This window comes from Mucilaginibacter sp. (assembly GCF_028288185.1).
In the GTDB taxonomy this organism is placed as follows: domain Bacteria; phylum Bacteroidota; class Bacteroidia; order Sphingobacteriales; family Sphingobacteriaceae; genus Mucilaginibacter.
Genome location: NZ_JAQBOF010000040.1, coordinates 66141 through 89143 on the forward strand (window position 1 = coordinate 66141; position 23003 = coordinate 89143).

Annotated in this window: 15 protein-coding genes; 8 read left to right on the forward strand and 7 right to left on the reverse strand. The window is 41.2% G+C overall.

Features of this window, described 5'->3' with window-relative positions:
- Position 1: 1 nt before the first annotated feature.
- The 3 genes from JWQ34_RS18130 to JWQ34_RS18140 form a co-directional block, all read right to left on the reverse strand.
- The gene (locus tag JWQ34_RS18130; protein ID WP_299359747.1) at positions 2-2443 is read right to left on the reverse strand and encodes an outer membrane beta-barrel family protein; all 2442 of its coding nucleotides are present in this window, start codon (positions 2441-2443) and stop codon (positions 2-4) included.
- A 398-nt stretch (positions 2444-2841) separates the two neighbouring features.
- On the reverse strand, positions 2842-4488 hold the full coding sequence (locus JWQ34_RS18135; RefSeq protein ID WP_299359749.1) for a PspC domain-containing protein: 1647 nt from the start codon (positions 4486-4488) through the stop codon (positions 2842-2844).
- 25 nt (positions 4489-4513) lie between these two features.
- On the reverse strand, positions 4514-4846 hold the full coding sequence (locus JWQ34_RS18140; RefSeq protein ID WP_299359751.1) for a PadR family transcriptional regulator: 333 nt from the start codon (positions 4844-4846) through the stop codon (positions 4514-4516).
- A 186-nt stretch (positions 4847-5032) separates the two neighbouring features.
- Here JWQ34_RS18140 and JWQ34_RS18145 point away from each other — a divergent pair, with 186 nt between their 5' ends.
- The 3 genes from JWQ34_RS18145 to JWQ34_RS18155 are packed head-to-tail and all read left to right on the forward strand — an operon-like array spanning position 5033 to position 10767.
- Entirely contained in the window at positions 5033-8173 is a 3141-nt protein-coding gene (locus JWQ34_RS18145; RefSeq protein WP_299359753.1) for a SusC/RagA family TonB-linked outer membrane protein, read from the forward strand.
- Positions 8174-8186: 13 nt separating this feature from the next.
- The gene (locus JWQ34_RS18150; protein ID WP_299359755.1) at positions 8187-9848 is read left to right on the forward strand and encodes a SusD/RagB family nutrient-binding outer membrane lipoprotein; all 1662 of its coding nucleotides are present in this window, start codon (positions 8187-8189) and stop codon (positions 9846-9848) included.
- 31 nt (positions 9849-9879) lie between these two features.
- Positions 9880-10767 carry a hypothetical protein gene (locus JWQ34_RS18155; protein WP_299359758.1) on the forward strand — a complete coding sequence of 296 codons (888 nt, stop codon included), beginning with the start codon at positions 9880-9882 and terminating at the stop codon, positions 10765-10767.
- 124 nt (positions 10768-10891) lie between these two features.
- Here JWQ34_RS18155 and JWQ34_RS18160 read toward each other — a convergent pair whose 3' ends face one another.
- From JWQ34_RS18160 to JWQ34_RS18175, 4 genes are all read right to left on the reverse strand, one after another.
- Positions 10892-11812, reverse strand: coding sequence for an LD-carboxypeptidase (locus JWQ34_RS18160; RefSeq protein WP_299359760.1), 921 nt, complete (start codon positions 11810-11812; stop codon positions 10892-10894).
- An 84-nt stretch (positions 11813-11896) separates the two neighbouring features.
- Entirely contained in the window at positions 11897-13054 is a 1158-nt protein-coding gene (gene bshA, locus JWQ34_RS18165; RefSeq protein ID WP_299359762.1) for an N-acetyl-alpha-D-glucosaminyl L-malate synthase BshA, read from the reverse strand.
- Positions 13055-13183: 129 nt separating this feature from the next.
- Positions 13184-14992 carry a serine hydrolase gene (locus JWQ34_RS18170; protein ID WP_299359764.1) on the reverse strand — a complete coding sequence of 603 codons (1809 nt, stop codon included), beginning with the start codon at positions 14990-14992 and terminating at the stop codon, positions 13184-13186.
- Positions 14979-16610, reverse strand: coding sequence for an amidohydrolase (locus tag JWQ34_RS18175; RefSeq protein WP_299359766.1), 1632 nt, complete (start codon positions 16608-16610; stop codon positions 14979-14981). Before JWQ34_RS18175 ends, JWQ34_RS18170 begins: the two co-directional genes overlap by 14 nt.
- A 121-nt stretch (positions 16611-16731) precedes the next feature.
- On the opposite strand from JWQ34_RS18175, the gene mutL reads away from it, so the two are divergent.
- The 5 genes from mutL (at position 16732) to cysS (ending at position 22974) form a co-directional block, all read left to right on the forward strand.
- A complete protein-coding gene (gene mutL / locus JWQ34_RS18180) occupies positions 16732-18588 on the forward strand; it encodes a DNA mismatch repair endonuclease MutL (protein ID WP_299359768.1) in 1857 nt (618 codons plus the stop codon).
- Positions 18589-18618: 30 nt separating this feature from the next.
- Positions 18619-19344, forward strand: a complete 726-nt coding sequence (locus JWQ34_RS18185; RefSeq protein ID WP_299359770.1) for a rhomboid family intramembrane serine protease — start codon at positions 18619-18621, stop codon at positions 19342-19344.
- 6 nt (positions 19345-19350) lie between these two features.
- The gene (locus tag JWQ34_RS18190) at positions 19351-20211 is read left to right on the forward strand and encodes a rhomboid family intramembrane serine protease (RefSeq protein WP_299359772.1); all 861 of its coding nucleotides are present in this window, start codon (positions 19351-19353) and stop codon (positions 20209-20211) included.
- A 170-nt stretch (positions 20212-20381) separates the two neighbouring features.
- Positions 20382-21320 carry an endonuclease/exonuclease/phosphatase family protein gene (locus JWQ34_RS18195; RefSeq protein ID WP_299359774.1) on the forward strand — a complete coding sequence of 313 codons (939 nt, stop codon included), beginning with the start codon at positions 20382-20384 and terminating at the stop codon, positions 21318-21320.
- A gap of 190 nt (positions 21321-21510) precedes the next feature.
- Positions 21511-22974 (forward strand): cysteine--tRNA ligase, encoded by a 1464-nt coding sequence (gene cysS / locus JWQ34_RS18200; protein WP_299359776.1) that lies wholly within the window; start codon positions 21511-21513, stop codon positions 22972-22974.
- Positions 22975-23003: the final 29 nt, after the last annotated feature.

Sequence of the window (23003 nt, forward strand, 5' to 3'; positions counted from 1 at the left end):
TTTAGTTCCCATTCCCGCTTACTCTGCCGGCTTCGTCTTCGGCGCCGGTACGGTGGTCGCGTTTTTTAATTGTTGAGTTGCCAAAATTGTAGGTAAAGTTTAATTTTACCAGACGGGTATCGCTTTTTTGGCGGATAGAAAAATCGTTACCTAGTAAATGGCTGTCAATATCATTACGGCGCATATTAAAAATATCATCAACCCCTAATTTGACATTGAATTTTTTGTTGGCAAATGAACGGCCAACCGCGGCGCTTATACCATAACGTGGAAATATCTCATATATACCATAAGTTAATGATGAGTGATAATCGCCGGTAATTTCGCCCTTGAACCCGCTGAATAATAAGTACTGGGTGGTCCTGAAAACGAATGCCTTTTGGCCGTTATCAATATTGCCACCATTTATATTGTTCGATTTAAAGCCCAGGTAAAACCCGTTAAAGTTAAAATTACCGTTCCACCAGCTGGTAATGGTGTATGGAGAGTAAATGTTAATGCTGTAATTATTTTGCACCTGTAGGTTATCATTGGTTTGGAATGATTTATTGCCCTGAGTTAAAATGATCTCTGTTATAGCATCGGTAGTTCTGGCATAGCCCAAGGTAACTGTAATGGTTTTATTATAAGTGTAATTAAGCTCGAAGTTGTTGGTGTATTGTGGTTTTAAGAATGAGTTACCTTTACTATAGGTATATGGATCAAGGTAATACACAAACGGATTTAAATTATCATATTGAGGGCGATCAATACGGCGACTGTAAGACAGTCCTAGTTCATTCTTTTTGCCAAAGTTTTGATTTATAAAAACGCTCGGAAAAAAATCAAAGTAACTACGGTCAACCGGTGTGCTGCCAATCAGTTTACCGTTTGATTGTGTATACTCTGTCCGCAGGCCCAATTGTACCGATCCGTTGGTGTACTCTTTATTAAGGTTTACATACGCCGCATTAATTTTTTCGGTGTATACAAACCGATTGGTACGGCTGGTATCATTTACATAAACACCGCCCACGGCTTTTTGCGCCTGCAAGTCATTGTCTGTTTTAACACGGCTAAGCTTTGCACCGGCTTCCAGCTTCATGCTTTTATTTAGTGGTTTGGTGTAATCAACCTTGCCGCTGCGTATGTCTATAACCGAAGGTGTTTGGTTGCGCAGCAATTGCGGGGCATGTTGGATGCTGCCGTTTGCTGTAAAATAATCGGTATTATAATCAGCGTTGGTGTTATTGTTAAATTTAGAATAATCCAAATCAAAACTTAAAGCCTGCCCTAAGGTGTCCAGCTTTAAACGATCGTTTAGATTTACAGCTATATTTTTATAAGATTGATTAATGGTTGATGCGGTGTATAGCGAAGAATCAACCGTGCCACGCTGTGCACTAATATTGGTACTATTAAAATTGCCATCATGCTCGGTGGTCGAATACCCGCTTACTACCACGCCAATAGTATGGTTACTGGTAAGGTCCAGATCGGCACCTGCATTATAGCTATTATAATGGTTTACCTGTGGCATTTGTGTAGCCTGGTTAAAATAGGTTTTTTTGCCTGTGCTATCGATGGTTACCCGGTCAAGGTTCATACCGCGGTAGCGTGGGATATCCCCATGGCTAAAAGTGCCAAACAAATTAAGGTTGCCTTCTTTATGATTGATGTTTAAGCTCAGGTTGTCCTTGTTGTTTTTACTGCGGCTTACACCTGCATTAATACTGCCGTTGGTGCCGCTTTGTTTATTCTTTTTTAACCTGATATTGATAATGCCCGAGTTACCTGCCGCGTCATATTTAGCAGACGGATTGGTAATGATCTCTATAGATTGTATAGTAGTACCATCTGTTGAGCGAAGTAAAGTAGCTAACTGAGTTGATGACAAGTAAGTTAATTTATCATTTATCATTACGGTTACGCCTTGCTTGCCTTTAAGACTTATGTTATCGTCTTTGTCAACACTCACGCCAGGAGCTCTTTCCAGGATCTCCAAAGCAGAGTTACCTGCGGCAAGGATGCTGTTCTCCACATTCATAACCGTGCGGTCTATTTTACGTTCTATTAAAGGTTTGGTCGAAAGAATATTAACCGCGTTTAGATTTTTTACATTGGTGTGCATTACCAGGGCAGGGATACTAATGCCGCCATTATCTGCAGTTAAGTTAATTACAGCGCTGGCGGTTTTTGTATAGCCTACGTTGGTGGCTTTTACAATATAGTCGCCGGGTTTAATATTGTCGAAAGTGTAAACGCCGGCATCATTGGTTAAGGTGCCTTTAACCACGGTCGAATCTTTTGCTTTTAATAAGCTCACGGTGGCATAGTCTATTACGGCGCCTTGATCGTTTACCAATTTGCCTGATACTTTTGTTGTGCTTTGCGCAAGCGTGGCGCTTAAACTAATCAGGGTAAGCAACAGTGTATAATATATTTTAGTAATAGTTGTTTTCATGTCGTATAAAGTTTTGGGCAATAACAATCCCGTAAAAGAGGTTTCGTTCTTTTTAAATAGTTAATTAAGTTTTTGATGTTTGTTAACCGGCTTGTGGCAGGTTAGTGTTTGTCATAGCAATAGTTTTTGGGCAGTGGCAAATGTTTTTTATATAAGATGCGAAAACCCGCAGGAAGGTTACAAACTATTTTAACTTTTTAATGCAGGCACTAAAATAACTACGACGTCATTGTAAAAAGAGAAGGGGATAGCTTTATTAAACCTGTTGTGGACCACAGTTTTTACTGGGATATTATTTACGGTCGTGTTGGGTTGGCGAAGATTTACATACAAGGTTAATATAAGCCCGCCGCAAAGCAGCAGACTTATATACCTCAGATATATAGCAAACGCCTTCACTATTTTACTTTTAATGTTTTGGTACTATCCGGTTTCGGTGCAGCGGTAACAAGCGTATCAACTTTGCACTCCAAACCATTGGTTGTCATTATAAATGGTGCCGATGTCGCATCGGGCATTTTGTTTTTTTCTTTACAACGATATATATCAATGCCGTCTCTTACAAAATCGCTCAGCCTGTTATCAATTATTACAATTGAGTTTAATGGCACTTTTAACGTAACCTCGATCTCCTGGTCATGCCATGAGTTACCCGGCAAGCGTTGTAAGTAGCGATCAAATTTTAAAACAGAATCTTGCTGTGTAAATATGTATTTGGTATTACGTGCATTTAATAAAGCGTCTTCATAATGGCTGCCTTTAGCACGTATGGTTTCAACCAATACCGGTTGGCTAACATCGCTCTTTTCTATGTGGATAGATAAGTTGTTTCGTTCAAAATCATCAAAATCATTATCGTTAGTGATCACAATGTTTTTAAAGTTTGCTTGCATGTTTAAACGCAGGCTATCATCATGCGTAAAGTATTTTACGTCATTCAGTTTTAAGTAGTAAGTGTTTTTTGATGGAGTAGATAAGGCAATGGTTTGGTTAAAGCTAGCTGACGACCTAAAACCAGCTGCAATCTTCGACCCGTAAAATACCAGCACACCAACGGCAAACAACCATCCCACAAATATTACCGAGCCTATAGACTTATCTAAAGTACGCGTATTAAATATAGCCTTTAATGTTAGCAGGAAAATAGCCAGCAACGGTATAAATGCCACCACAAAGCCAGAGAAGTATATATAATTGGCGTATTGATTAACCATTAACCCAAAAGGAAACAGGTGGTTATGCGTATCAGCCCACAGGGTTATCATAGCCAGGCAAACAATTAAGAATATACCAAAGCCCAGGCAGGTAAGCAATATTAATATACCAAACACTTTAACAAATACTTTACCCATGCCTTTAATAAACTTGCCCAGATGAAAAAAGAACTCGCTTATAAAATCTCTAAGTTTATAGATCAATGGTTTTGCTTCGTCCTGCAGATTGGTTAAATGGCTGCGTACAGCGCTTAATTCTTCTTCGAAATTGTTTTTAAATCCCTGCAGGTTTAGCTTCTCGCCCTTCATGGCCATGCGGTCGGCACGAGTAATAGCTTTAGGTATTACTATCCACAATATAACATATAGGAAAAAGCCTGTGCCAAAAAATACTATCGCTATCGCAAATAGCAACCGCACCCAAATGGTTTGTATATCAAAGTAATTACCCAGGCCCGCGCAAACTCCACCCAGTAGGTGATCGTCCGGATCGCGGAATAATGTGCGCGAGCCGCTATTGCCATACGCATAGCTATTTTGCTGTGCTGAGGGTGCATCCTGCTCGGCATTTTCAAAATCCTCAACTGTACCCATTTGCTCAACAACATGTTTAACATCCTGCTCAACAATAACCTGTTTGTTCTCGTTGACTAACATTTCAGAGAACATCTCGGCAATGCGGTTTTCAATATCCGTGGTGATCTCATGGCTGTCGGCCGAGTTCAGGAAATGACGTTTTACATCCGTCATATAATTTTTTAACATCTCGTAAGCATCCTCTTCAATATGAAAAACGATGCCGTTTATGTTTATAATGATTGTTTTGTTCATGATATAATTTTTTTAACGGTTTGGGTTATTTCTTTTTTCCGATTGCTGTTTGTACGGCAAATGATAGTTCCTGCCACGTTCTGTCCAGTTGCTCAAGCGTTTTTTGGCCCTCGTCAGATAGCGCGTAATACTTGCGTGGCGGGCCTGATGTGGACTCGACCCAGTTATAAGTTAGCAAGCCGTTGTTTTTTAAACGGGTTAATAATGGATATAAAGTACCCTCAACCACAAGTAGTTGTGCCTTTTTAAGCTCGGCAATTATATCAGACGCGTAGGTTTCATCGCGGGCGATGATAGAGAGTATACAGTACTCCAGTATACCCTTACGCATTTGGGTTTGTGTATTTTCAGTAATCATATTGCAAAGATATATGTTTTAAACTGTATTATGCAATACATAGTACTAAAAATATTTTTATTTTAAAGAAAAATGCACTTTTCGAAAAAAAAAGTTTGTTTTTTGTTTGATTTAATTTGTGAATTTGATAGCGGAACATTACTTTTATAATTAATTAACTATTAACTGATCTTATTATTAACAAACATGAAAAAACTTCTACTAGTAAGTTTGTGTTTCCTGGTGTTATGCGTAACACAAGTATTTGCACAAAACCGTACTGTTACTGGTACGGTTACCGCCAAAGATGACGGCCTACCCATTCCGGGAGTAACAGTAAAAATCAAAGGCACAGGTGTTGGAGTGCCAACCGATGTGAATGGTAAATTCTCTATAAGTGCGCCGGCTGGCTCAACACTTGTATTCTCTTTCATTTCTTATTTATCGCAAGAGGTTTCTGTTGCGGGCAAAAATGTCATTAATGTATCCCTTGCTCAGGACAACAGACAGTTGAACGAGGTTGTGGTAACATCTTTTGGTGTTAAAAGAGAGGCCCGCTCTCTTGGTTCAAGCATTGGTAAAGTTACCAACGATCAAATTACCCAGGTATCTGAGCCCGATTTGTTAAAAGCAATGGAAGGTAAAGTAGCAGGTGTTGATATTCGTTCATCAGAAGGTACCCCCGGCGCTTCAACACGTATCCAGATACGTGGTAATACGTCATTCAGTGGAGATTCTCAACCACTTATCGTGGTTGATGGTGTGCCATACAGTAATGATATCGTAGTTACCTCCAGCCAGACAACAGGTGGTGGTGCTTACGGTAGTGGTATTGGAAACATTGACCCTAACGACATTGCCGATGTGCAGGTGTTAAAAGGTTCTGGTGCTGCTGCATTATATGGTTCACGTGCATCAAACGGTGTAATTTTGATAACTACTAAAAGCGGTAGCGCATCAAGAAGCAAAAAAGGTTTAGAGGTTGTTCTGAAAAGCTCTGCTTCTATAGAGAAGATCGCTGCCTTGCCTGATGTGCAAAATAGCTATGGTACAGGTTCATTTGGTAACTACTCAGAATCAAATGGTTCATGGGGCCCTGCATTTGGTGGTTCTACTAAAACTATACCGGCATGGTCTGCTTATCTTGCTGCTTACCCTGAATTATTTCCTAATGGTACAGTGCCTTATGTTGCACAACCGGATAACATAAAAAACCTGTTTAAAAACGGTAGCGTTTATGAAAACTCTGTTAGCATTAACGGCGGTGACGAAAAAAACTCTTTTGTTTTAACTGCTTCCCAGTTAAACCAAAATGGTTACATGATCAACCAAAACTTTAAACGTTCAAATATATCTGTAGGTGGTAGTTCAAAACTGGCCAATGGTTTAACTGTACATGGTAACTTAAGTTATGCCAGTACAGATCAGGTGGGTGGTGATTTTGGTGAAACACAAAGCGGTGCGCCATCATTATTCTCACGTACTTTGTTGTTAGGCCGTAACTGGGATTTGACCTTACCATATCAAGATAAAAAAGGTAACAGTATTATTTATGCAGGTGCCGGCCAGTTTGATAACCCAATATGGTCTGCAAAGTATAACACCAATACTACTAACGCCGAGCGTTTTATCGCTAACATGAAGTTAGATTATGATATTACCAAATGGTTAAACGCTTCGTACGCGTTAGGTACTAACACATTTATAAATAATCGCCGTCAGATCACTGAAATTAGTTCAAGGGCTGCCGGTGGATTAGGCAGTTTAGTGGTAGACGCTTACCGTAAACAGGAAATTGAATCAACATTCCTGTTGAACCTGCATCCAAAAATTCAAGGTGATTTTACCCTGAATGGTTTATTGGGAGCTAACTTTAACCAGCGTACAGTTACCGACTTAACGAATGTTGGTAATCAATTTGTAGAACGTGGTTATTACACGTTAGCAAATACAGTACAAAAATTAATCGGCGAGGATAGCTATTCAAGAAGAAGAATTTTGGGTGTATTTGCTGAGGCAACTATTGGTTACAAAGACTACGCGTTTATTACCGCTACCGGCCGTAACGACTGGTCATCAACATTGCCGGTTTCTAACCGAAGCTATTTTTACCCAGCAATATCAGGTACATTTATATTTACAGATGCCTTGGGAATTAAGAGCAACGTATTGGATTACGGTAAGTTAAGGGCAAGCTGGGCAAAAGTAGGTAGGGATGCTGATCCTTATAACCTGACCGCTTCTTTTGGTTATAATTCTAATTATTTAGGGTTACCATCTTTAGGTATCAGTTCAAGAGCATATGATCCTAATTTGAAACCAGAGTTTACTAAAGAGGTAGAGTTAGGTACTGAGTTAAGCTTCTTCCAACAAAGAATCAACTTAGATTTCACTTACTATAATAAAAACTCAACTAACCTGATTTATCCAATTACAACTCCAACCAGTACCGGTTATTCAAGTTACTATACCAACCTTGGTAGTATCAATAACAAAGGTATCGAGGTTCAGTTAACTGTTAAACCGGTTGTTTCACGCTCTGTTACATGGACAATTAGTGCAGCGTTAACTAACAATAAGAACACTGTTACCAGCTTAATAGCAGGTTTAAAAAGCTTTCCTCTTGGTTACTTAGGATACGCCGAACCAGGGATGCCTTATGGTTACTTCAGGGGTTCTGTTGCCGCACGTGACGATCAGGGTAATTTCTTGATAGAAAAATCTACCGGCCTTTTAATTACTGCTAAAGATCCTGCTTATATCGGTAATCCAAACCCTAAGTACAAGTTGGGTGTAACCAACACCGTAACTGTTAAGGGTATCACTTTGTCTGCTTTGATTGATTATACCCAAGGCGGTTCTGTTTACTCAACAACTATCGTAAACGAGTTAGGACGTGGTGTAGCTAAAATCACCGAAGACAGGCAAACTACCTGGGTATTACCGGGTGTTTATGGCGATGCAAACACGTATAAATCACTATTGGATGCAAGCGGAAACAAAATACAAAACACAACCCGCGTAGCTTCCAACGATTTATATTTTGGTAATAGTTTTGCCACAAACGGTCCTCAGGAAATGGCCATTTATGATGGTACTGTTTACAGGTTAAGAGAGGTAAGCCTTGGCTATAACCTTCCTAAAAGCCTGATAAAAAAATCACCTTTTGGTTCAGTTCGTTTTAGCTTAACAGGCCGTAACCTTTGGTTCTTTGCGCCTAATGTACCTAAAGGAACTAATTTTGACCCTGAGACCAGCACTTTTGGCGACGGAAACAACCAAGGTATAGAACTTTCTACGGCGCCCACAGTTAAACGCTATGGATTTAACCTTACTCTAACGTTCTAATAAAAATAAAGATATGATACGTAAATTAAAATATATAATTCCTGCACTTGTACTGATGACATCGTGCAAGAAGACATTGGATATTAATACCAATCCGTATGCCCCAACAGCAGTGTCAGAAGGGCACTTGCTTACAGGCATTGAAAGAAATTTAGCGAGTGCTGTTAATCAAAGCGGCCTGTCGTATGGTTTGGAGGTTTATATGCACCGTATAACCGTACGTGAAACCCCTAATGGATATGGCTTAACCGGCAATGACGTTGGCTGGGGTGGGTTTTACACTAATGTACTTACCAATGCAGATTTCCTTATTGCTGAGGGTACCAAAAATGGTAACCTGCAATATGCCGGTATTGGCGAGATACTTAAAGCTTACGCTTACAGCATATTAGTAGATGTGTATGGCGATGTGCCATATAGCCAGGTTAACAAACTTGTTTCTGATGGCATAACCAACCCAAAGTTTGACCTGGGTAAGGATATTTATCCGCAGTTAATCACCTTGCTTAATAAAGGCATAGCTGATGTTACCGGTACTACCGCTACTAACGTTAACAAGCCTGGTACTGATGATCTGATCTACGGAGGCAGCACTGCTAAGTGGGAAAAAGCCGCGAATACCATTAAACTAAAAATGCTTTTGCAACAAAGAAAAGTGACCAATGTTACCGCTGATGTTAACGCGTTAATAACAGCTAATAAACTGATAAGTACTACTGCAGAAAGCTTTTTATTGCCACATGGCCCTAACGCTGCTACTGATGACCGTAACTCTGCTTATTCGCAATACTTTGCTTCTCAGCGTACTACTAACATAAGTCCATGGTTTTATGAAATTTTAAAAGGATACAATCCAAATATCTATACAGGTATTACCGATCCGCGTATCCCTTATTATATCTATCAGCAATTAGCCAAGACAACAACTGTTACACCTAACCCTAGTGAGTATAGGGATGGCAAGTTCTTATCTATCTATTTTGGTTCAACCGGCCCTAATGCAGGCCAATCGCAACAAAATTATATGTCGATGGAGGGTATATACCCTGCGGGTGGAAAATATGACGATGGCGTAGGCGGTACAGCAGTCAACGGAAGCGGAACAGGCGCTGCACCAGATCGTTTTATTACTTATGCTGATGTATTGTATATGAAAGCAGAGTTAATAAATACCGGTGTAATTACCGGCGATGCCAGGGCTACGTTACTAGCTGCAATAAATGAATCAATGAAACAAGTTGATTATGTAATTACTACGTATGTTAAACCAACAGCACAAACTGTTCCGGCATTAGTTGGTGCAGCTGCAACTACTACTTACGTAAACAAAGTAATGGCAGCATACGATGCTAATCCGGCTCAACAACTCGAGCAGATCATGACCCAGAAATGGATCTCGAGCTTTGGCTTTGCGGTTGACGCATACACAGATTACAGAAGGACAGGTTTCCCTGTAATTTTTGACCCGAATAACCCTGCCATGGCACCGGGCGGTAAGGTACAGCCACCTGTTGGTGGTAACCCAAGCCAGCCGGTACAGCTTGCTGTAACAGTTTCGCAACCTAAAAAGTTCCCGCTTACCTACCCTTGGCCACAGGATGAATTGAATGGTAACTCGAGCGCGCCTGCACAAAAAACAGATCTGTCAACCTTTAAACCTTTCTGGTTACCATAAAAGTTATAAATACATTTAAATATAAATTGATATGAAAAAAATACTAATATATTCACTTACTGCAATGGTATTAATGATATCATGCCGTAAAAGTGATAACCCCAAGTTAGTGGGTGTAGAAAGGGTTCCACTACCCCAGCTTACAGTTGATGCAACTGCTGACCAGGTAATAAAAAGCGATGCACCTGCTGCATTTGCCGGAAAATTCACGGTTAGTTCGTATTTTCCAGACGATGTAAAGCCAGCTAAAATAGATATCGTAGTTATTAAAAACGGAATTACAACTAACGTACAAACGCTGCAAGCAAATGTAACTACATTTCCTGCTACCGTGAGTGTTACAGGTGCGCAGCTGCAAGCGCTTTTTGGTAACGTGGTAACTGTTTTAGGTGATTCTTACACCATTGGTGCTAATATTACTACTGCAGACGGTAAAGTTTTTCCTGCGTTTTCTACAATAGGCAGCCAAACCAATCCTGGTGTAGCAGCCCTTATAGGTTCAACCCCAACCATCACTTACGGTTGCCTTTGCGGTTTCCACATGACAGATTACGGCGCTGTTGGAACAGATGTTCCATACAAAGTTATAGCCGATGGTTGGCAGGATTACGCTTTAGGCAGTTCTATCCCGGTGCACATTATTGATGCTACGCACCTTTCTTTTAAATACAATAATGATGCTAATGCTGTACCAATAATAATTGCGATTGACCCCGCAACAAATAAAACCTCTGTTGCCAAACAGGTATATGGTGATTATTCGATTAGTGGCACACTAACTACATTTTCGGCAGTAAGTGTTGTGGGTAGTGTAGATAACCAGGTATTACCCTGCCAGCTTAGAGTAGGAGTTAGGCTTGCACACACTGCAGGTGCTAGTTCTTATGGTAGTGGTACTATCACCTTGCAAAAGATTTAAAACTCTTTAAATATAAAAGGCCGCCTAATTTAGGCGGCCTTTTTTTATGCCAATTTTTTTGTGCAGAACCGAATTGAGCGGCCTTTCGTTATCTTTTAGAAGCGAAAAATATCGATAATTTTTTTTATAAATAACTTATTACGGCACCATCCGTCTCAACGGTCATATTCAAAGTTTTACCCAACACCAACGCCCGGTTATCTGGCACATGCCCCGCCGGGAAATCAAAGCAAACAGGATAGCCATAGTTTTTTACCACATCCATAACAATTTCTTCTACCGTTTGCCCAAAGGGTATATCATTATCTTTTACTTCGGTAAAGCCGCCAACTATTAGCCCGGTCAGCTTTTTTAGTTTGCCGGCCCTGTCTAACGTGCGTATCATGCGATCTATGGCATATAAGTATTCGCCTACATCCTCAATAAACAATATTTTGCCATCATAATTAAAGTCAGATACCGACCCTAACGATGCAATAAGCAGGCTTAAATTGCCACCAATTAAAATACCGGCACTTTGGCCGGCCCGGTTTAAACCATGTGATTTACAATGGTAAGTTATTTCATAGCCAAACAAGGCGTTTTTAAGCGTTTGTAGGGACTTTGTCGATGCATCGGGTATATTCACCGGCATTTGGCCGTGGATGGTTTGTAGATTATAATTGCTAAGCAAATGGGCATGTAATAACGTGATATCACTAAAGCCCACCAACCATTTAGGATTTTGCGCGAGGAGGCTAAAATCTACCTTGTCTATCATCCGTATAGTACCGTAACCACCGCGGGCGGCAATAATTGCTTTAATGCTGTCATCATTAACAAAACGCTGCATATCGCGGGCACGTAAATCATCATCGCCTGCAAACTGATGGTAGCTGGCCTCAATGGTTTCGCCCAAAACAACTTCAAGTCCCCATGATTGTAAAAGCGTAATTGCATCCGTCATGGGTTTAGGCAATTTCTTAGCCGGGCAGGTTATGGCAATCTTATCGCCTTTTTTAAGGTACGGTGGTTGTATTATCGCTGATGGATTTGCTGTATGCATATCCAATATTAAAAAAACTTTCTGACTTTATTTACCGCTCTCTGGTTATAGCCTATCATCCGGGTTGGTGGTGTATATATACACCTACGCTTTTGCGCAGCTTGCCGCTTGTGTCCGTGTTTTGGCTATTACCTCAATATAATAGCTCTCATATATTGGTAATATCTTAGCCAGATCGAACTCTTTGGCGCGTGCAAGGGCGTTTTCTTTAAAGGTAACCAGGCGGGCCTCATCCTCTAAAATATAGATAGCGCTATCGGCCATGCCTTGTATATCGCCAATATCTTTTAAAAAGCCGGTTACACCGTCAATGTTCAGTTCGGGCAATCCACCCGCGTTCGAACTTATTACCGGTACTTTGCAAGCCATTGCCTCTAATGCAGCCAATCCAAAACTTTCAGATTGTGATGGCATCAGGAATAAGTCTGATACGGAAAGTATTTCTTCTATAGCATCCTGTTTTCCTAAAAAGCGGGTATCATCGCCCACGCCCAGATCGCGGCATAATTGCTCGCAATCGCTACGCTCGCCACCATCGCCCACCATTAATAGTTTAGATGGTATCTTCTCGCGGATCTTGGCAAAGATGCGTACCACATCTTCGGTGCGTTTAACCTTGCGGAAATTGGAAGTATGTATTAGTATTTTTTCACCTTCGGGAGCAATCGCTCGTTTAAAATGGTCTTTAGCCTGTAGGTTAAAACGGTTAAGATCTATAAAGTTTGGGATAACCCTGATCTCGTTCTCTATCTCAAAAAACTCGTAAGTATCTTTCCTTAAACTTTCAGATACGGCGGTAACACCGTCTGATTTATTTATAGAAAAAGTAACAACCGGTTTATAGGTGCGATCTTTACCAACCAGTGTAATATCGGTACCGTGTAAGGTAGTTACAACCGGGATATAAATGCCGTAGGTTTGCAATATTTGCTTTGCCATAAACGCCGCTGAAGCATGCGGAATAGCATAGTGTACGTGCAAAATATCTAGTTTTTCAAATAGTACCACATCAACTAAACGGCTGGCCAGGGCCAACTCATACGGCGGGTAATCAAACAATGGATATTTAGATACAGATACCTCGTGGTAAAACAGGTTTTCTGAAAAGAAATCCAATCGGGCGGGTTGATTATAGGTTATAAAATGAACCTGGTGACCATTATCGGCAAGGGCCTTGCCTAATTCTGTGGCTACAACCCCGCTACCACCGAAGGTTGGGTAACAAACTATTCCGATCTTCATTAACGTTGAAATCTGTTGTGATAATTAATACTGCAAGTTTAACAGCAATTTACGGGAATAGTGTTTACATTTTGTAATATTAATGAGATATCGAACATCCGAAATCCGAACATCGAACATCCGACATCATCACATCCCTTTCGCTATCGCTTTATAAACCACATCCTGTATCCTCGGCCTGATGCTTAAACTGCCCAGTTTGCTGCTTGCTTTAGGATAGGTGCGGTTTGATAAAAATATGTACACCAGGTTATATTTAGGATCAACCCAAACACAAGTGCCCGTGTAACCGGTATGGCCATAAGTATCAGGCGATGCCAGTTCTGATGGATATTTACGATCGGTAAGCGGGTCCCAACGGTCAAAACCCAGGCCCCTGCGGCTTACCGGAGATTGTTTGGATGTAAACAGATCAACCGTTTCGGGTTTGAAAAATTGGTCGCCGCCGTAGCGGCCTTTGTTTAGCAGCATTTGGTACAGTATAGCCAGGTCATTAGCGCTGGCAAACAGCCCTGCATGGCCGGCAACGCCGCCCATTAACGCGGCTGTAGGGTCATTTACATACCCCACCAACTCCGAATGGCGATAAACCTCATCATCCTCCGATGGCACGATCTGCGTAAACGAAAATCTGTAAAGCGGTAAAAACCCTGCGGTTTGCATGCTCAGCCTGTTATAAAACTGTTGCTGTACATAAGTGTTAAGCGACGTAGCTAGGATGTTTTCTATAACTTGCTGCATAAATATCATGCTCAAATCGCTATACACATATTGCCCGCGCGTTTTAAGCGGCGAGTTAAGCATGGCCGGCAGCATAATGTCTTTATAATAATCCTTACGTAAATAGTAGCCATTGTTAACTTTAATAGGGTAATCGGCTGACGAATCGGCGCTATGGTCCGCAGGTTTTATTTTGTCGAAAGTCGGTATATCGGGTATCAGCCCTGCCTGGTGCAGCAATATTTCTCGTATTTGTAAATTGGCTTTGTTGGTATTGCGGGTAACCGGCCAATAATATCTTAGAGTAGAATCAATATTTAGCTTCCCTTCCTCTTTCAACTGCATTGCCGCGATAGTAGTGGCAGATATTTTGGTCATGGATGCCACATCAAAAATGTCGGTAATTTTATCCGGCAGATCAGGGGCATAGGTATGATAGCCATAGGCTTTATTAAATATAACCTTGCCGTCCTTTGCCACCAATACCACGCAGCCGGGTGTGGCGTGTTCTGACATGGCCTCTTTGGCTATCTTATCAATGTCCTGCAGGTTGTTAGCGTTAATGCCTACCGCCTCGGGTACGGTATATTCCAGCCGGGTCTTTTCGGTTAAAAATCCCGAGCCAAACCTGTAGCGTTGGGTAATACTACTAGCTATTTTTTGGGTGATAGCTACACCGCCGAATATAGCCTGCGCACTAAAGTAAGCGGCTATTAATGATGTCCGGTCCGAATAAACAATGGGGGCGTTAACCTCATTTAACTTGTCTAACGCGGCTCCTTTACCAAAATAGGCTATAATCAAATTTCTTTGCTGCTGGTTATCGGTAATGAATTTAATCAGCTGGTTATTATCCAGATCAGCCTCGGTAAGCTGAACAATGATAGTATTGTATAATTTAAGATCGTTAGTAAGATGAATTATGTTTTGTTTACCAGTATATCCAGCTACGCTAAAAGATTGCACTTGGGCATATTTATTCAGCAGGCTATCAAAGCCGGAGGCAAATTGGTTTGATAAATGTACACTGGCAATTTTAAGATTGCCAACATTACGTAGCGGGATTAGCGAGTTGTTGTTATTTAACAATACGGTTGATTTTTCAACCAGTTTTTGTTCTCTTAAATAAATCTGACCGGAGTTTTGCGCACATGCAGAATTGAATAAGGTAAATGCCAATAAAATTATAAGCAAGCAATTCGGCTTATTTTCGTTCATATACTTTCTCTCCGTTTATATAGGTTTTTAATACGTTTACTTTGGGTAGAGCGCTTGCGCTGGCTTTCATCAGGTCCTGATCTGTTATTACAAAGTCAGCATATTTGCCAACCTCAATGCTGCCTTTTTCTTTTTCTTCGAAATTAGCTTTAGCCGCCCAAATGGTCATGCCTTTTAATGCTTCAGTACGACTTAACGCGTTTTCCATCTGGAAGCCATTGGCCGGGAATCCTTTTTGGTCCTTACGCACCACAGCGGCGTAAAAAGTATAAATAGGGCTAATGTTCTCTACCGGGAAATCTGTCCCCAAAGGTATCCAGCCATTTTGTTCCATCAATTGTTTGTAGGCGTAGGCCGATTTTAACCGCTGGCTTCCTAACCTTTGCCCAGCCCAATACATATCAGACGTAGCATGCGTAGGTTGTACCGATGGAATAATGCTGTATTGACCAAACATATTAATATCCTCAGGAGCTACCATCTGCGAATGTTCAATACGCCAGCGGCGATCATTTTTGCCTTTTAATACAGCGGCATAAACTTTAAGCATCACCCTGTTGGCCGAGTCGCCAATGGCATGGGTACACATCTGGAAACCTTTATCGGCAATTTTTTTAGCTACTTCTTCAAAATGCTTTTGGCTGCTTAACAAAAAGCCGCTCCAGTTTTTTTGGTCGGTATAGGGTTGTAATAAACAGGCCCCACGCGATCCTAAGGCCCCATCAGCATAAACTTTAAACCCGCGTACATTAAGGCTGGGAGTTTTATATACGCCCCGTTTAAACAGGTATTCGTAATTTTCGGGTTTATCAGACAGTAGCACATATAACCGCATTTTTAAAGCGCCTTTGTGTTGCAACTCGGCAATGGTATTAACCATGGTATAGGGCAGGCCGCAATCATCAACTGTGGTTAAGCCTACGGCAAAGCAATTGGTTTGCGCGCTTAAAAACGCATTTTGTGTGAGTTGCTCGCTTGGGTCGGGTATTTTACGGGTTACAATACCAACGGCATTATCAACCAGTACACCGGTTAATTTGCCGTTTATGGTTTCAATTTCGCCTCCGGCAATTTTTTGTCCCGGTTTAATACCCGCGATATTTAGCGCGGCCTGGTTGGCAATAACCGCATGGCCATCAACCCGGTGCAATATTACCGGCCTTACCGGGAACAGCGCGTCCAACTTTGCCTTATCCGGAAATTTCTTGCCGGCCCATAAGTTTTGGTCCCAGCCGTTGCCAATAACCCAGCCATCGGTGTTATGTTCGGCAAATGCTTTTACGGTATCAATAACGGCATCCCAACTTTTAAGCGCTTTTAAATTTACTTCTTGCAGGCCCAATCCATATTCATAAAAATGGGCATGGGCATCAATAAAACCGGGATATATAGCTTTGCCCCCTGCATCAATAACCTCATGGGCAAGGTATTCATTTTCTAATGTAGCGGCATCGCCTACGGCAACAATTTTACCTGCATCAACTACAAACGCGTTGGCGGTGGTAAACGCGCTGTCCACGGTATATACTACTGCGTTTTTTACCAGAAGATCGGCATTGTACTCTTTTTGCTTGCAGGCTGCTACAAAAAGCAGCAGGATGGGCCATATTTTTCTCATAAAGGTGATGTGTGGTATAAATATATTACACTTTAAAGTATATACAACTATCAGATGATAAAGTTATGCCATCAAATATTTAATTTAGCATCGAAAACGAAATTGAAGGGAAATTTTATAAATGTCAGATATAATTCAGCTTTTACCGGACTCAGTAGCTAACCAGATCGCCGCAGGCGAAGTAGTACAGCGACCCGCATCCGCAGTAAAAGAACTGATAGAGAATGCTATTGATGCCGGGGCAGATAAGATACAGTTGATTGTTAAGGATGCCGGCAAATCATTAATACAGGTTATTGATAATGGCTGCGGCATGAGCGGTACCGATGCCCGCATGAGCTTTGAGCGCCATGCTACGTCAAAAATTAAAAAAGCCGAAGATCTTTTTGCTATCCGCACCATGGGTTTCAGGGGCGAGGCAATGGCATCTATCGCGGCTATCGCGCAAGTCGAATTAAAAACCCGCCGCCATGAAGATGAGTTGGGTACCCAAATATTTATTGAAGCATCTGAAGTATTAAAGCAGGAAGCTTGCGCCGCTAATGCGGGCACGTCCATATGCGTTAAAAACTTATTTTATAATATACCGGCGCGCCGTAACTTTTTAAAAAGTAACCCGGTAGAGATGCGCCATATTATTGACGAGTTTCAACGGGTGTCATTGGCCCATCCCGAAGTGTTTTTTACCTTGCATCATGACGGGCAGGAGGTTTATCATTTACCATCAACCACGTTAAAACAGCGCGTTATCCACCTGTTTGGTAATAACTATAACCAGCGCCTGGTACCGGTTGAGGAGGATACCACCATTATTAACCTGCGCGGATTTGTAGGCAAGCCCGAGTTTGCCAAACGCACCCGTGGCGAGCAATTCTTTTTTGTAAACAGCAGGTTTATTAAGGATCCGTATTTAAACCATGCGGTATTAACAGCTTTTGAGGAGCTACTGCCTGATGATACTTACCCGCTGTATGTATTGTTTATTGACATTGATCCGTCAAAAATTGATATTAACGTACATCCAACCAAAACCGAGATAAAATACCAGGACGAGAAAGCTATTTATGCGATCATACGCTCGGCGGTTAAGCGTTCTTTGGGGCGATATAACATTACGCCAAGCCTTGACTTTGACCAGGAGAACAGCATTGAACACCTGATAACTCCAACACCGTTCGACCAGATAGTAGCGCCGGTTATACAGTTTAATCCTGATTTTAATCCGTTTACTGATAAGAAGACGGATAGGGAAATTCCTTTTTTACGGGATAGTGGCGGTGGTAGCCGTAGTAATCCCATCCCTAAAAACTGGGATACTTTGTATGAAATAAGTAAACGGGATACTACCACGCAGCAGCAGATACACGTTGAAGAAACTCTGGCCGTTAATGAGCAGGAGATAGCCAAATCAACCGACAGGCAGTTTTTCCAGATCCATAACCGGTTCATCATGTCGCAGATTAAGTCAGGGTTTATGCTGATCAGTCAACAGGCCGCGCATGAGCGTATTTTGTATGAACGTTTTTTACAACAGCTGCAAAACCACTCGGGTGTGAGCCAACAGAGTTTATTCCCGCAATCGCTTACACTAAACAGTAGTGATTTTGAGTTATTACGTGAGTTGATGCCTGATATACGCGCGCTGGGTTTTGACCTGCGTGAGTTTGGTAAAAATACCGTAGTGGTTGAAGGTATACCTGCCGACCTAAATAATGTGGGCGAACACGAGTTATTAGAGCGTTTGCTGGAAGGATTTAAAAACAACCTGGCCATATTAAAGCTGGACAAGCGCGATAATCTGGCCCGGTCATTGGCGCGTAACGCGGCCATAAAAGCCGGTACAAAGCTATCATCAGAAGAGATGAACTTATTAACCGACCAGCTTTTTGCCTGCCAAATGCCAAACCTTGCCCTTAATGGCAAGCCTGTAATTAGTACCTTTACACTAAATGAATTATTAGAGCGGTTTGAAAAATAACCCGATAAATTGAATTATATTTAAGCATCTATGCAATCCCCCTTCGCAAACCTTCCGCCGGTTGTAAAAAACCTGTTAATTATAAATATTTTATGTTTCCTGCCGTCCCTTTATTATAGTCATGGTTTTGCCGATGGCGCAAATGACCCGGTAGGCGCATTGTTTGGCGTATATTATTTTAATTCGCCATTATTTAAGCCCTGGCAGCCCATTACCTATATGTTTATGCATGGTGGCTGGATGCATATTATCTTTAATATGTTCGCGCTTTACTCCTTTGGGGGTATTGTTGAATATGTTATGGGATCGAAACGTTTCCTGGCCTTTTACTTTATTTGCGGCATAGGCGCGTTGGTATTGCAAATGTTTGTACAGGCATTTGAAGTGCACGCTATAACCGGGCATATAAGTATTGCTTCACCCGAGTTGGACTCTTCTTACTTGATCTACGGCAGTCAGGCGCAAAAACTATTTGATATATATCACGGTACTATGGTTGGCGCGTCAGGCGCAATATTTGGAGTACTAATTGCCTTTGGTATGCTTTACCCAAATGCCGAGTTAATGATCATGTTTATACCTGTACCGGTTAAAGCAAAATATATTATACCGGTATATGTTTTAATTGAGCTTTCATTAGGTATCGGCCAGCTCGGCGGCGATAACGTGGCACACTTTGCGCACTTGGGCGGAGCCATTTTGGGCTTTATCCTGGTAAAAGCCTGGCGCTTACAAGGCCCGCGAGATTTTATATAAGAGACTATGACTTTTTGGCAAAATATTAATAACAAGATGTTCTATTCGGGTAGTAAATTATACTTGCTCATAGGCATTAATGTTTTTGTTTTTTTGGTTATCAGTGTCCTGTCGATATTTGAGCAGTTAGTATTCCGTACGAGTATCATTGATGCTTTTAGTAAGGAATACCTCTCGCTGCCCGCTTATCTGCCTAAACTAGCCGTTCGTTTTTGGACACCGCTTACTTACATGTTTATGCATGCGGGTATTTTTCACATCTTGTTTAATATGCTCTGGTTATATTGGATGGGACAGATATTTGAAGATTACCTGGGTACCAAACGCACTTTAGGCTTATATTTACTAGGAGGATTATCGGGCGCGGTTTTGTTTTTAGCTGTTTACAATATTTTCCCGTTTTTTAACCAAAGTGGCGCTTTATTGGTAACTTCAGTTGTTGGTGCATCGGCCGCTGTAATGGCAGTAATTGCGGGCGCTGCAACCATTGCGCCAGACCATACCATAATGCTGTTTGGAGTAGTATCCATCCGGCTAAAATGGATAGCTGTATTTTATGTTGCCATGGGCTTTTTTGGTATTACAGGAGCAAACGCGGGGGGCGAGATAGCACATTTGGGAGGCGCATTATTCGGTTTTACTTATGTAAGGCAATTGCAAAAAGGCCACGATATGATAGCTTTTATAGCTAATATGTTTAAAAGAAAATCTAAATTAAAGGTAGCGTCAACCAATCGTGACAAACCCTCATCGGGTACGCCGCGGCAGGAAGAGGTAGATCGTATATTAGATAAAATTTCGACAACGGGATATGATAACCTGAGCAAGCAGGAAAAAGAAACTTTATTTCGGGCCAGCAAAAAATGAAGGCAAAGCAAAAATTACCCTTTATTGATAAGGTATTTTTATGTATAAACTGTGGTTTATGCCTGGCTTTGCTTATTAGTTACCTGGCCCCAATCACTGATCCACAGAAACGCTGGACAATCGCCTTTTTCGGCTTGGCATACCCCCCTATACTGCTAGGTAATCTAATTATGATTGCTTATTGGGCGTTTCGCAAAAAATGGCTGATACTGATATCTGTTTTAGGGATACTTTGCGGCATTAACATATTACAAAACAACATCGGCTTTCATATTGGCGACCGCAATATGGTCAAATCGCAAGCCGAAAACGCTGTCCGAATGATGACCTATAATGTGCATAGTTTTAAAAAATATGGATCAAACAAAGATATATCAACCAAACACGAAATATTAGAGATTATAGCCACCCAACAACCGGATGTTATTGGCATGCAGGAGTTTTATACCCGCAAGCGAGGGCAGTATGACATGGTTGATTCTATAAAGAAAATCATTGGGTCAGACAATTATTATGTAGAAAATTTCTCTGGCAATAATGATGAAAAAACGGGCATAGCGATTTTTTCAAAATTCCCTATTATAACCAAAGGATTAATACAACTTTCGCCGCTATATAGCGGTAACCAATGCTTATATATCGATATTAAAAAGAATGAGCATGTTTTTAGGGTATATAGCGTGCACCTGCAATCCATTAATTTTGAACCGGAAGATTACCGGTATATAGACACTGTAACAAAAAGCGGTAAAACAGATCTATCATCGACAAAAAGGTTGGGCGGCAAACTAAAAAGGGCCTTTATAAAACGCAGTGAGCAGGTTGCTATCATAAAAAAACACGCAAGCCAATGTCCGTATCCCTATATTATAGCAGGCGATTTTAATGATACGCCTTCGTCATACGCTGTGAATCAAATGGCCGTAGGGTTAAAAAACGCGTTTCGTGAAAGAGGGTTTGGTTTAGGCCGAACTTATAATGGCGATTTCCCTAATTACCAGATAGATTATATTATGACCTCGCAGCAATTTAATGTGACCGGTTATAAAATTATCGAAAAAAAATTATCAGACCATTACCCGGTATGTGTTGACCTGGTATTAAGATAAGGGAAGTGGAAAATGGTGGCCAGACTATGTTGAAGCGCACGCTGCACCACGGTGCAACAGGCCATGAACGCTTAATACCATTCACTCAATCAACCAATGTCAGTCATTTTAATATAAAACCATTCACTCAATTAACTTAATCAGCCATTCACTTTATCACCATTCAACCTAAAATCGTAAGTTTGCCACCATGCAACAAAATTTGTTTGTTTATAATACTTTAACACGTAAAAAAGAAGAATTTAAGCCGCTTAACGCGCCACATGTAGGCATGTATGTTTGCGGACCTACTGTTTATAGCGACGTGCATTTAGGCAACTGCCGCACTTATATATCATTCGATTTAATGTTTAGGTACCTTACCAAAATTGGTTATAAGGTGCGCTATGTACGTAATATTACCGATGCAGGGCATTTAGAAGGTGATAACGGTGACCAGGGCGAAGATAAAATATCAAAAAAAGCAAAATTAGCCCAGTTGGAACCAATGGAAATTGTACAAAAGTACACGGTTGGTTTTCATGATGTGCTGCAAATATTTAACACCTTGCCACCCAGTATTGAGCCAACTGCTACCGGCCATATTATTGAGCAGATAGAACTGGTAAAAATAATATTGGAGAAAGGTTATGCTTACGAAGTGGACGGTTCCATTTATTTCGATGTTGAAAAATATAACAGCACCCAGGATTATGGCGTATTAAACGGCCGCAAACTGGAAGACCTGTTAACTAATACCCGCAACTTAGGCGGGCAGGATGATAAACGCGGTCCGCTTGATTTTGCCCTTTGGATAAAAGCCAAGCCAGAACATTTAATGAAATGGCCATCGCCATGGAGCGTTGGTTTCCCGGGATGGCATTTAGAGTGCTCGGCCATGAGCCATAAATATTTGGGCGGCCAGTTTGATATACATGGCGGGGGTATTGATTTGATGCCGACACACCATACTAACGAGATAGCACAAAATGTGGCCTGCTGTGGTAAAAACCCGGCTACCTACTGGATACATACCAATATGCTGACGGTTAACGGGCAAAAAATGTCAAAATCATTAGGTAACAGCTTTTTACCACACGAGCTTTTTACCGGTGAGCATTCTATATTGGACAGGGGATACAGCCCTATGTCCGTGCGCTTTTTTATGCTGCAGGCACACTATCGCAGTACCCTTGATTTTGGCAACGAGGCCATGGAAGCATCAGACAAGGGGTTTAAACGATTAATGAACGCGGTAACGTTATTAGATGGTTTAAAAGCATCGGGCAGTACAGATGTTGAGCTTGCACCATTAATGCAGCGTTGCTATGATGCCATGAATGATGATTTTAATAGCCCCGTATTAATAGCCGAATTGTTTGAAGCAACACGCATTATTAACTCGGTGCATGATGGTAAAATGAAACTGGATACTGCTAATCTGGAAATTTTAAAAAACATCATTACCACTTTTGTGTTTGATGTTTCGGGGTTAAAAAATGAACAGGCTGATAATGATGACCTGCCTAAAATTATGAACCTGGTAGTCGCGTTGCGTAATGAGGCGAAGACTAATAAGGATTATGCTACCTCTGATAAGATAAGAGATGGCTTACAAAACATCGGGTTCCAGCTAAAGGATAGCAAAGAAGGAACTAACTGGAGTAAAATTTAATTCAGTATTTAACGTTATTTAAAAAATAA

Bases quoted from the DNA above. Each gene is read 5' to 3' on its own strand.
- JWQ34_RS18130 (WP_299359747.1), bottom strand. From the start codon at position 2,443: ATGAAAACAACTATTACTAAAATATATTATACACTGTTGCTTACCCTG.
- JWQ34_RS18135 (WP_299359749.1), bottom strand. From the start codon at position 4,488: ATGAACAAAACAATCATTATAAACATAAACGGCATCGTTTTTCATATT.
- JWQ34_RS18140 (WP_299359751.1), bottom strand. From the start codon at position 4,846: ATGATTACTGAAAATACACAAACCCAAATGCGTAAGGGTATACTGGAG.
- JWQ34_RS18145 (WP_299359753.1), top strand. From the start codon at position 5,033: ATGAAAAAACTTCTACTAGTAAGTTTGTGTTTCCTGGTGTTATGCGTA.
- JWQ34_RS18150 (WP_299359755.1), top strand. From the start codon at position 8,187: ATGATACGTAAATTAAAATATATAATTCCTGCACTTGTACTGATGACA.
- JWQ34_RS18155 (WP_299359758.1), top strand. From the start codon at position 9,880: ATGAAAAAAATACTAATATATTCACTTACTGCAATGGTATTAATGATA.
- JWQ34_RS18160 (WP_299359760.1), bottom strand. From the start codon at position 11,812: ATGCATACAGCAAATCCATCAGCGATAATACAACCACCGTACCTTAAA.
- bshA (WP_299359762.1), bottom strand. From the start codon at position 13,054: ATGAAGATCGGAATAGTTTGTTACCCAACCTTCGGTGGTAGCGGGGTT.
- JWQ34_RS18170 (WP_299359764.1), bottom strand. From the start codon at position 14,992: ATGAACGAAAATAAGCCGAATTGCTTGCTTATAATTTTATTGGCATTT.
- JWQ34_RS18175 (WP_299359766.1), bottom strand. From the start codon at position 16,610: ATGAGAAAAATATGGCCCATCCTGCTGCTTTTTGTAGCAGCCTGCAAG.
- mutL (WP_299359768.1), top strand. From the start codon at position 16,732: ATGTCAGATATAATTCAGCTTTTACCGGACTCAGTAGCTAACCAGATC.
- JWQ34_RS18185 (WP_299359770.1), top strand. From the start codon at position 18,619: ATGCAATCCCCCTTCGCAAACCTTCCGCCGGTTGTAAAAAACCTGTTA.
- JWQ34_RS18190 (WP_299359772.1), top strand. From the start codon at position 19,351: ATGACTTTTTGGCAAAATATTAATAACAAGATGTTCTATTCGGGTAGT.
- JWQ34_RS18195 (WP_299359774.1), top strand. From the start codon at position 20,382: ATGATTGCTTATTGGGCGTTTCGCAAAAAATGGCTGATACTGATATCT.
- cysS (WP_299359776.1), top strand. From the start codon at position 21,511: ATGCAACAAAATTTGTTTGTTTATAATACTTTAACACGTAAAAAAGAA.